Origin of the sequence: Thalassobacillus pellis (assembly GCF_016908295.1) — a bacterium.
Lineage (GTDB): Bacteria > Bacillota > Bacilli > Bacillales > Halobacillaceae > Thalassobacillus > Thalassobacillus pellis.
This window is the reverse complement of record NZ_JAFBDO010000001.1, coordinates 760,550-773,475: the sequence shown is the minus strand read 5'-3', so window position 1 is coordinate 773,475 and position 12,926 is coordinate 760,550. Positions and strand designations below refer to the sequence as shown.

12 protein-coding genes are annotated in these 12,926 nt (G+C 43.6%); 11 read left to right on the top strand and 1 reads right to left on the bottom strand.

The window, feature by feature from the left end; translation table 11 throughout:
- The 11 genes from ribE to JOC33_RS03610 all read left to right on the top strand — a co-directional run bounded on the left by ribE (nt 1) and on the right by JOC33_RS03610 (nt 11,278).
- Nucleotides 1–657, top strand: a complete 657-nt coding sequence (gene ribE, locus JOC33_RS03660) for a riboflavin synthase (protein ID WP_205091003.1) — start codon at nt 1–3, stop codon at nt 655–657.
- A 14-nt stretch (nt 658–671) separates the two neighbouring features.
- Entirely contained in the window at nt 672–1,865 is a 1,194-nt protein-coding gene (locus JOC33_RS03655) for a bifunctional 3,4-dihydroxy-2-butanone-4-phosphate synthase/GTP cyclohydrolase II (RefSeq protein ID WP_205091001.1), read from the top strand.
- A gap of 21 nt (nt 1,866–1,886) precedes the next feature.
- Nucleotides 1,887–2,354: a 6,7-dimethyl-8-ribityllumazine synthase gene (ribH, locus tag JOC33_RS03650; RefSeq protein ID WP_205090999.1), complete on the top strand. Its 468-nt coding sequence runs from the start codon at nt 1,887–1,889 to the stop codon at nt 2,352–2,354.
- 307 nt (nt 2,355–2,661) lie between these two features.
- Nucleotides 2,662–4,056, top strand: a complete 1,395-nt coding sequence (locus tag JOC33_RS03645; RefSeq protein ID WP_205090997.1) for an L-cystine transporter — start codon at nt 2,662–2,664, stop codon at nt 4,054–4,056.
- A gap of 225 nt (nt 4,057–4,281) precedes the next feature.
- Entirely contained in the window at nt 4,282–5,520 is a 1,239-nt protein-coding gene (locus JOC33_RS03640) for an aminopeptidase (protein WP_205090995.1), read from the top strand.
- Between the two features lie 260 nt (nt 5,521–5,780).
- Nucleotides 5,781–6,650, top strand: coding sequence for an ectoine/hydroxyectoine ABC transporter substrate-binding protein EhuB (ehuB, locus tag JOC33_RS03635; protein ID WP_205090993.1), 870 nt, complete (start codon nt 5,781–5,783; stop codon nt 6,648–6,650).
- Between the two features lie 77 nt (nt 6,651–6,727).
- Entirely contained in the window at nt 6,728–7,387 is a 660-nt protein-coding gene (gene ehuC / locus JOC33_RS03630) for an ectoine/hydroxyectoine ABC transporter permease subunit EhuC (RefSeq protein WP_205091535.1), read from the top strand.
- Entirely contained in the window at nt 7,384–8,091 is a 708-nt protein-coding gene (gene ehuD / locus JOC33_RS03625; RefSeq protein ID WP_205090991.1) for an ectoine/hydroxyectoine ABC transporter permease subunit EhuD, read from the top strand. The genes ehuC and ehuD overlap by 4 nt, the downstream gene beginning before the upstream one ends.
- Complete coding sequence (gene ehuA, locus JOC33_RS03620; RefSeq protein WP_205090989.1) at nt 8,088–8,864, top strand: ectoine/hydroxyectoine ABC transporter ATP-binding protein EhuA; 777 nt, start codon at nt 8,088–8,090, stop codon at nt 8,862–8,864. Before ehuD ends, ehuA begins: the two co-directional genes overlap by 4 nt.
- Nucleotides 8,865–9,360: 496 nt before the next feature.
- Entirely contained in the window at nt 9,361–10,356 is a 996-nt protein-coding gene (locus tag JOC33_RS03615; RefSeq protein ID WP_205090987.1) for an acyltransferase family protein, read from the top strand.
- Nucleotides 10,357–10,615: 259 nt separating this feature from the next.
- The gene (locus JOC33_RS03610) at nt 10,616–11,278 is read left to right on the top strand and encodes a type 1 glutamine amidotransferase domain-containing protein (RefSeq protein ID WP_205090986.1); all 663 of its coding nucleotides are present in this window, start codon (nt 10,616–10,618) and stop codon (nt 11,276–11,278) included.
- Nucleotides 11,279–11,330: 52 nt separating this feature from the next.
- On the opposite strand, the gene JOC33_RS03605 is transcribed toward JOC33_RS03610, so the two are convergent.
- Complete coding sequence (locus tag JOC33_RS03605; protein WP_205090985.1) at nt 11,331–12,680, bottom strand: YjiH family protein; 1,350 nt, start codon at nt 12,678–12,680, stop codon at nt 11,331–11,333.
- Nucleotides 12,681–12,926: the final 246 nt, after the last annotated feature.

Here is a 12,926-nt window from a genome sequence, read left to right as displayed (position 1 = left end):
ATGTTTACCGGAATTGTAGAAGAAATTGGCGAAATTGAAGCAATAAAATCAAAAAGCGAAGCAATGGAGCTTGCCATCAAGGCAGAAACTATCATCGAGGATGCTCACCTTGGCGACAGTATTTCGATCAACGGGGTGTGCCTGACAATCACGAAGATTGCAGGAAATATTCTTTCTTTTGATGTCATGCCTGAAACCTATCATGCCACCAACCTTAATGAATTGACCAAGGGCAGCAAAGTAAACCTTGAACGTGCTATGGCAGCAGATGGAAGGTTCGGCGGTCACCTTGTGTCTGGCCACATTGATGGCATGGGGAGGATTGTCAGTAAAAATAGACGCTCGAATGCCGTCTATTATGAAATAGAACTCTCAGATGACTTGATTGGCTATTTCGTATATAAAGGTTCTGTCGGTGTTGACGGCACCAGCTTGACAGTGTTTGGTGTAGATGAAAATACCATAACAATTTCTCTGATTCCTCACACGATGGAGCAAACGGTACTTGGTGAAAAGGATGCCGGTGACAGCGTTAATATTGAATGTGACATGATCAGTAAATATGTGGCTCATTTTTTATCCGGTCAGACAACACAGAAGAAATCATCCAGTTTGACAAAAGCTTTTTTAGATGAACACGGTTTTGGAGGAAAATGAAAGGGTGAACCCGTATGTTTGATGCTATCGAACAAGCGTTAGAAGACTTGAAGCAAGGGAAAGTAGTTATAGTCTGTGATGATGAAGACCGGGAAAATGAGGGAGATCTGATCGGGCTGGCTGAATTCGCATCTCCTGAAATGATAAATTTTATGATCACTTATGGTAAAGGACTTGTATGTGCTCCAGTCAGTGAGACGATCGCTGAGAAGCTTGAGTTGTTTCCAATGGTAGAAAGAAACACGGACACCTTGGCAACAGCATTTACAGTAAGTATCGACCACAAAAGCACTACCACTGGGATTTCCGCAGCAGAACGTGCGGACACGGTCAAAGAATTATTGAACCCCGATTCTAAACCGGAAGATTTCAATAAACCGGGTCATATTTTTCCACTGTTAGCCAAGGAAGGCGGAGTAATGCGAAGGGCCGGGCATACGGAAGCGGCAGTCGACCTTGCCAGACTTTCAGGTTCAGCACCTGCGGGAGTAATATGTGAAATCATCAAGGAAGACGGAACAATGGCACGAGTACCTGATTTAAGGGTAATGGCAGATAAATTCGGCCTGACGATGATTACCATTGCTGATTTAATCAAATATCGCAATCGCCATGAAAATCATATTAACCGCGAAGTCGAAATCAACCTTCCTACAGAATACGGTGATTTCAAAGCTTTTGGTTATACCAACGATATCGATTTTCGTGAACATGTTGCCCTGGTGAAAGGGGAAATCAAGGAGGGTGAGCCGACACTGGTCCGCGTCCATTCCGAGTGCCTGACCGGTGATGTATTCGGTTCCTACCGCTGTGACTGTGGTCCGCAGCTCGACGCAGCTCTTCGTCAGATTCAGGAAAATGGCAGTGGTGTACTACTGTATATGCGGCAGGAAGGCCGGGGGATCGGGTTGTTGAATAAGATGCATGCTTATAAACTGCAGGAACAAGGCCTGGATACAGTAGAGGCAAATCAAAAGCTTGGTTTTGCTCCGGATTTACGTGATTACGGCATCGGTGCTCAAATATTGAAAGACCTTGGTATTTCCAAAATGCGTCTTCTAACAAATAATCCAAAGAAAATATCCGGGCTCGGGGGACATGGACTTGAAGTAGTAGAACGTGTTCCAATTCAAATGCCCAGCAGAGAAGAAAACGAAAGGTATCTTCAGACGAAAAAATCTAAACTCGGTCATCTATTTCACTTTTAATAGTCAAGGGGGACTTACTAAATGGTCAAGCAATATGAGGGAAATTTAATCGGTACGGATCTGAAAATCGGTATCGTTGTTGGACGATTCAATGATTTTATTACTAGTAAACTATACGAGGGTGCCTTGGATGGACTGAAGCGACATGGTGTGGACATGGACAACGTTGAAGCAGCATGGGTGCCTGGGGCTTTCGAAATCCCGATGATAGCAAACCGTATGGCCCAATCCGGAAAGTACGATGCTGTCATTACACTTGGTGCTGTCATTCGAGGCTCTACCCCGCATTTTGATTATGTTTGTGGGGAGGCTGCAAAAGGTGTGGCGCAAGCGGCTACGAAGAGCGGTATCCCGGTTATGTTCGGAGTTATTACAACCGATACGATCGAGCAGGCAATAGAACGTGCTGGCACAAAAGCTGGCAACAAAGGATGGGAAGCGGCAAGCGCAGCCATTGAGATGGCAAATCTCAATAAAATGTTCGAATAATAAAAGACTAGGGCAAAGTTGACTTGCGTTGATTTAGGCTGTCGGGGAAATCTCGACGGCCTAATTTTTTTATTTTAACAGGTGGCCGCCTATTGTAGTGTTCATGAATGGGAAATCTTTTTCACATGGTTTTCCTTCACGGAAGGATAAGTGACGACTGTTCTTCTATGCTGCAGACGTGAAAAGCCTGTCCCTTTACTGCTTCATAAATTCCTTCCTCAAGAAAAATTTTTTCAAGTCGGTCAAAATCCGCTCCTATTGGACATAGGATAGACAGATGACACTATTCATCTTGAGGAGGGACACAATGGATACTTTATTAGTTGTCGTCAACATTGCAATCTTACTTGTTTTTATCGGTATTCTTTTCAAAATGCGGCAAAGCAGTCTGTCATTCAGTAAACGGGTGTTTGCGGGGCTTGGACTGGGTATATTGCTGGGGGCGTATCTTCAACTAGTATTTGGGGCTGAAGCGGAGGTAGTCAGTCAGACGACAGATTGGTACAGTATTGTAGGAAGCGGCTATGTACGATTGTTAATGATGATTGTCATTCCACTCATTATGGTTTCCATCATCCAATCGATCATCAATTTGGAGAAGACGTCGCAGCTCGGAAAAATGTCTGGATGGATCATCGGTATTTTAATTGCTACTGCTATGGTGGCCGGGGTTGTAGGAATAGGAAGTTCCCTGTTATTTGATCTAAATGCAGAGGAAATAGAAGCCGGCCAGGCTGAAGAAGACAGGGGAGCTTATCTCGAAGAACGACTCGGTGAAGTGAAAGATATGACCACGCCGCAGAAAATCCTGCAGTTCATCCCGGCTAATCCGTTTTTAGATATGACAGGTGATCGTGCAACATCTACCATTGCGGTTGTAATATTCTCTGCCTTAATCGGGATTGCTGTCCTTGGTGTAAGACGGAGAAGTCCGGAGCAGGCAGCTGTGTTCACGAAAGGTCTCAATGCCGTTTATGCTGTTGTCATGCGAATCGTCACATTGGTACTGCGTTTAACACCATATGGAATTATGGCTTTAATGGCAGCAACTGTAGCAAGAACAGACGTTGCAGGTATACTGGAGATGGGTAAATTCGTGCTTGCGTCATATGTTGCCTTGCTTGTTATGTTCCTTATTCATTTAGCTTTGATTTCACTATGGGGGTTAAATCCATTTACGTATCTGAAAAAAGTTCTTCCGGTTCTTGGGTTTGCATTTACTTCCCGATCAAGTGCAGGGACCATCCCATTAAACATATCGGCACAGAAAAATAGTCTGGGAGTCGATGAGGGTACAGCGAATATGTCAGCCTCATTTGGAGCGACTATCGGTCAGAATGGATGTGCTGGTATCTATCCCGCTATGCTTGCTGTCATGATTGCTCCGACAGTCGGTATCGACCCGCTGACCCCAGGGTTTTTGATTCCGCTTATATTGTTAGTGGGTATCAGCTCATTCGGCGTTGCCGGTGTAGGCGGCGGAGCTACCTTTGCAGCCTTGATAGTGCTTTCATCGATGAACCTGCCAGTTTATCTCGCAGGGCTGCTGATTTCAGTGGAACCGCTTATTGATATGGGCCGGACTGCTTTAAATGTTAATGGAGCCATGACGTCAGGGACATTGACATCCAAGATTCTCGGCACCCTGAACCAATCGACCTTCAATGATAAAACCGCCATAGAGAAAGATCTCGCTGAATAAAGTATGACACCCCGGGACATCCATAATATGGATGTCCCGGGGTGTCTATTTTTTTGCAGTAAAACGAAGGCTTTCGTCATAAGGAGTTGGCGACAAGCCAAGTTTTTCTAATTCAAACGTTTGAACAATATGAAATAATTGAGAAAATAATGTAATATATGAAATAATCTAAATAGTCAAAATGCCGGTGGGAGAGTTTCCGCTGTCTTATATGGAGGTAAAAGTATGGCAAATTTTCAGCAAAAACTAGAAAAATATGCAGATCTTGCACTAAAAAAAGGAGTGAATCTGCAAAAAGGGCAGGGCTTAATTATTAGCGCACCGATAGAAGCCCAGCATTTGGTTCACATTATAACGGCAAAAGCCTATGGAAGAGGAGCAAAAGATGTTCATGTTGAGTGGGCAGATGACCTGCTATCCTATATGAAATTGAAACATGCCCCAATGGATGTTATAGAAAATTTTCCGAAATGGAAAGCGGACGGCATGGAGGAAATGGTAAAGGATGGGTATTCTTTTCTGAGTATTTATGGTCCTGATCCTGACTTAATGAAGGATGTAGATGGGTCACGTATGGCAGCTAAAAATAAGGCAAGTGCTGAGGCATTGAAGACGTACCGCGATTATGTGATGAACTACAAAGTCACTTGGAACATTATCGCCTATCCACAAGCATCGTGGGCGAAAAAAATATATCCTGGACTTTCAGAAGAAAAAGCGAAGGAAAAGCTCTGGGATCAAATATTTATGATAACGAGAGTCGATCAGGAGGATCCAATCGAAGCGTGGAATGTACATAATGAACGTTTGCGTCAGGCCCGTGAATATCTGAATGAAAAAAATTATCGTAAGCTTCATTATAAAGCGCCAGGGACAGATTTGACCATTGACTTACCTGAAGGGCATGTGTGGCAAGGAGGTTCCAAGAAATCAGAAGCAGGAGTGGAGTTCAACCCGAATATTCCTACGGAAGAGGTATTCACCCTGCCGCATAAAAACGGGGTGAATGGCACAGTTACCAGTACCAAACCGCTTAATTACGGCGGCAGCCTGATTGAAAACTTTCAGTTGACGTTCGAAAACGGCCAAATTGTCCACTTTACTGCTGAAACTGGAGAAGACACTCTGAAACATCTATTAGAGACCGATGATGGTGCAAAAAGGCTGGGGGAAGTAGCACTAGTTCCTCATGAGTCACCGATTTCCCAGTCTGGCCATATATTTTTCAATACGCTTTATGACGAAAATGCATCCTGCCACCTTGCAATTGGTAAAGCCTACCCATCCACATTAAAAGATGGAATAGGAATGAGTGAAGACGTGAGGAAAGAGCGTGGAGCCAATGACAGCCTGATCCACGTCGATTTCATGATGGGTTCAGAAGATCTTGATATCCAGGGAGAGAAAGATGATGGAACAACAGAGCCGGTATTCATCGATGGTTCCTGGGCATTAGAATTTTAAAGATGGCTCAAAGTTACCGCTAAGTCTCTCGCAGACTGGCTCGGCCATATATTCCAAGTAATTAGACGATATAATCACTTATCCGTATATAGAGTAAGTTTAGTCAGATATTTGCGAATATTTGGAGATTGAAGGCTTAATTACTAATTTGCTAAAATTAGATATAATTCCCTAATTCCCTGCATCCCTCGATCTAGCACATAAGTATCATTACCTAACACATATAGATTCGTCGGATCATAAATCCAAGGAGGTCGATTATGAAGAAAAAATTAGTATCAATGCTAGCATGTCTTACATTGGTCCTGTTAGCAGCCTGTGGAGGCGGAGGATCAGGAGACGGTGGAGATTCTGCGCTGGCGAAAATTAAAGAGGATGGTTTCGTAACAGTAGGTTTTGCCAACGAAGCACCTTATGCATACCAGGAAAACGGTGAACTTAAAGGGGTTGCTGTTGAAGTTGCCAAAGCTGCTTTTAAGAAAATGGGTGTAAAGGAAGTAAAAGGGGAAATTGCGGAATGGAAGCAATTAATTCCGGGAGTAAAGACAGATAAATTTGACGCAATTACAGCAGGGATGGCAATCAAACCTAATCGTTGTGAACAAGTGAACTTTGCAATGCCAACAATTAAGTATGGGGAAGGTATGGTCGTTAAAAAAGGGAATCCAATGGACTTGCATAGCTATAAAGATATCGCTGACAACCCGGATGTCACGGTAGCAGTTATGTCTGGTGCAACGGAAGTAGACTTTTTGAAGCAAGCCGGAGTGTCAGAAGACCAAATCAAAACGTATCCTGATATCGCAGCGACTCTAGACGCTGTTAAAACTGGACGCGCACAGGCTACGACTGCTACGGAAATGACGGTTAAAAAAGCGATGAAATCATCAGGTGGAGGAGATCTTGAATTTGTCGAAGATTTTGAACAACCTGATGTAGAAGGCGTTCCAAGCTACGGGGCAGCAGCATTTGCCCAAGGGGAAGAGGAACTGCTTGATGCCTATAACGAAGCGTTAAAAGAAATGAAAGAAAGTGGAGAACTAGCAGAAATCATCAAGTCTACTGAGTTCTTTGGTGAAGGAAACATTATAAAAGAAGATATCACAGTAGAAGAGCTTTGCGGTAAATAATAACAAAACGGAATAACTAGGGAAGGTACCCGTTCAGGGTACCTTTTCTGTGAAAAGCAGAAAGGATGTGAGCTCTCATTAACGCATACATTGATGTCATTCCCGTACTAATGGAAGGATTAGACATTACACTCACCGTTCTGATCGGTTCGGCCATATTTGGTTATTCTATTGCATTCATAGCCGGATTTGGGAGATTAGCTAAAAATGTCTTTATTCGTAAATTCACCACCGTATATATAGAAATTTTCCGAGGAACTTCATTAGTCGTTCAATTGTTCTGGTTCTTCTATGTTCTCCCTGGGTTATTGGGGATTGAATTATCATCCTATATGATTGGTGTCATCACTATAGGTATGAACTACGGAGCTTATATGTCTGAGGTCGTCCGTGGTTCCATTCTTGCTGTACCAAAAGGGCAGTATGAAGCAGCCACAGCTTTGAACATGTCGCGCTTCCAGCGGATGCGTTTCGTAATATTGCCACAGGCGATTCGGATGATGCTGCCCGAGTTTGGAAACTACTTAATACAAATGTTGAAAGCGACATCGCTAGTATCGATTATATCCATGGCAGATATCACCTATGTCGGGCTTTTGTATCGAGATGCTAACACGTCAGAAGGTGTAGCTGTATTCACGATGCTGCTAGTTATTTACTTCATCATTGCCTTGCCGCTTATTTACATCACCCGTAGATTAGAACGCTGGGCTTCGAAAGGGGTTGCTACAGAATGAGATGGGATTGGAGTACGGTAATTGAGGTGTTTCCTCTCATTTTTGATGCGATGTGGACAACCCTGGGTCTGACGATTGCCTGTTTTTCCACAGCGATGATCGTCGGTGCGATATGGACAGCGTTAAAGCGTATTAAATTCAAACCTTTCAACTGGTTTATCAGCTTTGTGCTGGAATTTATCCGTTCGACACCACCATTGGTCCAGTTGTATTTTCTTTTCTTTGCCTGGCCGATGATTCCTTACATCGGAGTTACGTTGGATCCTTTCACGGTAGCTGTTATGGGACTTGGTGTCCATTTTAGTACCTATATATCTGAAATCTACCGTTCTGGTATAGAAGGGGTTCCGAAAGGGCAGTTAGAAGCGGCCACTGCGTTAAATTTTTCTACCAGACAAAAATGGACGAAAATCATTTTGCCTCAAGCCATTCCGCCGATTATACCGATGCTCGGAAACTACTTGATCATCATGTTCAAGGAGATTCCGTTGACAATCGTCGTTGGTGTCGCTGGAATGTTGACCGTAGCGGAAGTTTATGGGGTTAACAATTTCGAATATTTGGAGCCATATACAATTGTGGCGTTTTTCTTCCTTGCGATGAGTTACCCATCTTCCTTGTTAATTCAGTGGCTTGAGAAGAAAATGAATCGCCGGTTTGTAAATAAACCCGACAAAAAAGGTAAAGGAGTGACCGCAACATGACCCAGCCTCTTATCCAATACGAAGATGTGCATAAATCATTCGACGATGTCGAGGTATTGAAGGGAATCAATCTGGAAGTTGATCCAGGCGAAAAAATATCCCTGATCGGTCCTAGTGGTTCCGGAAAAACAACTATTATCAGAATGTTGATGACCCTGGAAAAGCCAACTTCCGGACTTATCAAGGTCGATGGAACACCTTTATGGCATAAGGAAGTTAACGGTAAACTTGTAGAAGCGGATGAAAAACATTTGCGGAAGGTCCGTGGGGATATTGGTATGGTTTTCCAGCATTTTAACTTGTTTCCCCATATGACCATATTGAAAAACTGTACGTCTGCGCCGATCAATGTGCAGGGGGTTGATAAGAAAGTTGCTGAAGAGCGTGCCGTTGAGATGCTGGAGAAGGTAGGGCTTGGCAACAAACTTGATGCCTATCCTGCTCAATTATCAGGCGGACAGCAGCAGCGTGTAGCTATTGCACGTTCCGTTGTTATGCGTCCGAAGGTCATGCTGTTTGATGAAGTGACCTCAGCGCTTGACCCGGAAACCGTCGGCGAAGTACTTGAAGTCATTCGTGACATTGCTAAAGAAGGCGAAATGGCGATGATCCTTGTGACACACGAAATGGAATTTGCCCGTGATATTGCCGACCGGATCGTCTTCCTGGAAAGCGGTAAAATCGCCGAAGAAGGGAAACCCCTTGATATTCTGGAAAACCCGAATAGCGAGCGATTGAAGACATTCCTTCAGCGTTTCCGCTCTAATTTTTAATAGGTTTTTTGCCAGAAGAATGCTTTATCTGAGATAACACAGTGGAGCTTTTGAGGCTACTAATAACGTGGTTCAGAAGAGGTATGATTTTGGAAAAACGGTCTGTATGGAGTTTTATGTCCATGCAGACCGTTTTTGCGTTTAATGAACAGGCAAGCGTTCTTACGAGCATATTTTTCTGCTGGGCGAGCGTATTCTGGCATCGGAAAAGCATATTTACCCGCTGGGCGAGCGTATTCTGACAACGAACGAGCATTCGCCTGCAGCAGTATGTGAGAATAATAGCAGTATGAGCTTCATGGTGGTCTTTCCCAGTATTTTTTCAGTTTGATGACAAATTTGACAGACTCCTTAAACCTTTTTGACATCTGACCCAAATAGGTTTGCATCCGTCTTAAAATGTATAAAAATAGTACAGGAGACTCGTTTCACTTCTGTCTAAAACGTGAAAATGTGGAAGGGCAGAAAAAAATTTTCTATAAAAGGAATGAGACGGATGAAGCGGGAAGCATATTTTGATAATGCAAAAGTATTTTTGATATTCCTCGTCGTCTTTGGGCATATCATCCAGCCGTTTACGGATGGTTCGAAGCCGATGTACAGTCTATATATGTGGGTTTATACCTTCCATATGCCAGCCTTTATCTTGTTAGCGGGGTTCTTTGCGAAAGGATCCGGAGATAAGGGATACATCGCTAAGCTGGCAAAAAAATTGATTTTTCCATATTTGTTATTCCAGTTCATCTATACTATCTATTATTTCTTCATCGGGAAAGAGGGCTGGATGACAAGTCCGGTTTATCCTCACTGGTCGCTATGGTTCCTGTTCAGCATGTTTTGCTGGCATGTCATGCTCCAGTTGTTTGCCAAAATTCCACCAATGCTCGGAATGACGATTTCTATCGCGCTTGGTATAGGAGTGGGATACTTCGATAGTATAGGACATACGTTCAGCCTATCTAGAACGTTTGTGTTTTTCCCATTCTTCCTTGCAGGTTATTGGCTGACGAAGGAACAAGTCGCCAAATGGCGTACAACAGCTGTGAAAGCTGGTTCCCTGGTTGTACTCATAGCAGTTGCAGGTTCGCTTTTCCTTCTGCCTGAAATGAGTTCTGATTGGCTGCTAGGTTCTAAATCCTACGAGGTAATGGCTATGCCTGTAGAAGGTGGATTAATTCGCTTAGGTGTATATGGGATTGCCGCCTTGATGACAGTCAGCGTCCTCGCTTGGATTCCGAACACCCATACAAGGATGACAAGTCTCGGGCAGCGGACATTATATGTCTACTTGCTCCATGGGTTCTTCATCCAGTTCTTCCGTCGGGCGGATTTGTTCCATGTGGAAGGATTGCTTGATGTTCTGGGGCTTGCAGTGGTTTCATCTGGAATCGTTTATCTTCTCTCCAGTAAAACAGTCCTTACCTTGGCAGAGCCATTGATTGAAGGGAAAATGCCTCGCTTGAAAAAAGTTTTTAGTCTCAGGACTAACTGATTGCAAACCATCAACCCGTCTGCTTGTAATGAGCAGGCGGGTTTTATTGTTATGAAATTATAAATATGGACGGTTGTGGCTATTCCTTTGCTTTTGTTTTCCTCCAGCTCCAGCGCCTAGCCCCTCGAGGTCTTAAGCTGCTCAGGGGTGGTCAAGGCGCATCCGCTTTTGTTTTGCCAAACATTCTTGTTTGAAATCTTTGGAAATGTGAAATAGTAAGGAGGAATACCTTTATTTTTAAAGGAGGAATGGCTTCGCAATGGCAAAAAAAGTTTTGATGATTGTAACAAATACGAGCAGGATTGATAATGACCATGAAACTGGACTATGGCTCTCAGAGTTCGTTGAGCCGTATATGGAATTCACCCAGGAAGGGTTTGAAGTGACAACTGCAAGCCCAAAGGGTGGAAAAGTACACATTGATCCGAATAGTTTTTCGAATGAGCTGCCGAAAGAATGGGACGGAGTCATGGATCCGCTTGATAGTACAGTGAAATTAGAGGATATAAACCCGGAAGAATTCGACGGCGTTTTCCTACCGGGTGGCCACGGGACCATGTTTGACTTCCCGGAAAATGAAACGATGCAGACCGTTCTGAAGCATTTCGTAGATAAGGGAAAATTGGTCGGTGCTGTCTGCCATGGGCCCGCAGGATTTGTGGGCGTCAAAGATAAAAATGGAGATCCAATTGTAAAAGGGAGAAAGATTACAGGCTTCACCGATGCAGAAGAAAAAGACACAGAACTCGACTCATTAATGCCCTTTCTATTAGAAAGCAGACTGCGCGAAGAAGGTGCTGAATTCGTAGCAGCAGATAATTATGAACATCATATTGAAGTAGATGGTAATTTCATTACGGGACAGAATCCACAATCAAGCCTTGATGCAGGGCGAGCGTTTGCAGATGCTATGAAAAAATAACGAAAAACACCCCACGAGAACCAAATTCTGGTTCTCGCGGGGTGTTGTTTATTTAAAATATCATATGGGCAATCAATACGATGATCGGCAATGTGATCAGCGTACGTTCTAAGAAGATGATAAACAAATCTTTTAAGTCGACTGGAATTTTGGATCCGAGCAACAGCCCCCCGACCTCAGACATATAAATCAGCTGAGTAACGGATAATGCTGCAATGATGAAACGGGTCATCTCACTCTCGATGGATGCCCCAATAATCGCTGGAAGGAACATATCCGCAAACCCGACAAGTATCGTCTCTGATGCTGCCTGTGCATATGGCACCTGCATCAATTCGAGCAATGGAATGAACGGATATCCCAGCCATGTAAAGAACGGGGTGAATTCGGCGATAATAAGGGCGATCGTCCCGAGAGCCATAACGATCGGTGCTACACCCATCCACATATCCAGTATGTTCTGTCCGCCTTCTTTGAAGAACTTCTTTACGCTCGTCTGGCTTTTACCTTGTTTGACAGCCTCCTGATAACCATAGCTGAAGGCATTATGCTCACTTGGTATAACTTCTTCAATATCTTCCGCTTCTTCCGTGACGTAGGTACTTGGCTTTCTGGATAAAGGAGGAATTCGCGGCATAATCAATGCGGCAATAAAACCTGCAGCAACAACAGTCAAATAGAAAGGAACAAACATATGCTTAAGGCCGACTTCACTAATAACGACAAGACTGAATGTGATGGAAACTACAGAGAAAGTAGTACCGATGACGGCTGCTTCTCGTTTGGAGTAATAGCCATCTTCATACTGTTTACTCGTCAAAAGTACCCCGATAGTACCGTCTCCTAGCCAGGAAGCGATGGTATCGATTGATGATCGGCCAGGGAGGGTGAACAAAGGGCGCATAATTTTTGTTAAAAGGACGCCGAATAATTCCAAAAGCCCGTAGTTAAGTAGTAACGGAAGGAACAGCCCCGCAAATAAAAACACGGCAAACAGGACATGTAACAGGCTGTCCAGCAGCAGTCCCCCGGTTACATCGGCAATGATTGCTTCCGGACCGATTTGATAATATACCATAATAGCGAAAATACTACCCAGAATCCGTGCGGCTACCCATACAGGCGGAACGTTGAAAAGCCCCTGAAAAAATGGGTATCGGTCTAAAATTCCTGGACCTGCAATCTTTACAATGATCGTGGCGACAGCTGTGATGGTGATGATTGCCATCATAATGAAGGACAACTGGTCTGCCAGGGCTGTCTCAACCCAGCCAGCCAGAATAGCGATTGGTATCGTTACCACGCCTTCCTTACTGTCATATACAGGTACCATGAATAAGAAAATACCGATTAAAGAAGGAATAATAAATTTCAAGTGGTCGACTAGACGAAAGTTCTTCATTAAGTACACTCCTTGTAGGTTAGGATGATTCGAACATGTGGCATGGAATCAATTATAAAAATACAGCGGGATTAATTTTAATACAATAATCGTTCAATGCCAATAGTAAAGATTGGAAATGCCTTCCCTGCAGTCACCAACTACCTAACTTCGACATAAACCAGCAAAAATCCTTCCTGACACATCTAAAATAGAAAGGAAAGTATTTGGAAAATATAATGGAAAGAAAGGTCGTGGAAATAGGAG

Excerpts from the sequence above, each read along its gene's own strand:
- ribE (WP_205091003.1), top strand. The coding sequence starts at position 1 with ATGTTTACCGGAATTGTAGAAGAAATTGGCGAAATTGAAGCAATAAAA.
- JOC33_RS03655 (WP_205091001.1), top strand. The coding sequence starts at position 672 with ATGTTTGATGCTATCGAACAAGCGTTAGAAGACTTGAAGCAAGGGAAA.
- ribH (WP_205090999.1), top strand. The coding sequence starts at position 1,887 with ATGGTCAAGCAATATGAGGGAAATTTAATCGGTACGGATCTGAAAATC.
- JOC33_RS03645 (WP_205090997.1), top strand. The coding sequence starts at position 2,662 with ATGGATACTTTATTAGTTGTCGTCAACATTGCAATCTTACTTGTTTTT.
- JOC33_RS03640 (WP_205090995.1), top strand. The coding sequence starts at position 4,282 with ATGGCAAATTTTCAGCAAAAACTAGAAAAATATGCAGATCTTGCACTA.
- ehuB (WP_205090993.1), top strand. The coding sequence starts at position 5,781 with ATGAAGAAAAAATTAGTATCAATGCTAGCATGTCTTACATTGGTCCTG.
- ehuD (WP_205090991.1), top strand. The coding sequence starts at position 7,384 with ATGAGATGGGATTGGAGTACGGTAATTGAGGTGTTTCCTCTCATTTTT.
- ehuA (WP_205090989.1), top strand. The coding sequence starts at position 8,088 with ATGACCCAGCCTCTTATCCAATACGAAGATGTGCATAAATCATTCGAC.
- JOC33_RS03615 (WP_205090987.1), top strand. The coding sequence starts at position 9,361 with ATGAAGCGGGAAGCATATTTTGATAATGCAAAAGTATTTTTGATATTC.
- JOC33_RS03610 (WP_205090986.1), top strand. The coding sequence starts at position 10,616 with ATGGCAAAAAAAGTTTTGATGATTGTAACAAATACGAGCAGGATTGAT.
- JOC33_RS03605 (WP_205090985.1), bottom strand. The coding sequence starts at position 12,680 with ATGAAGAACTTTCGTCTAGTCGACCACTTGAAATTTATTATTCCTTCT.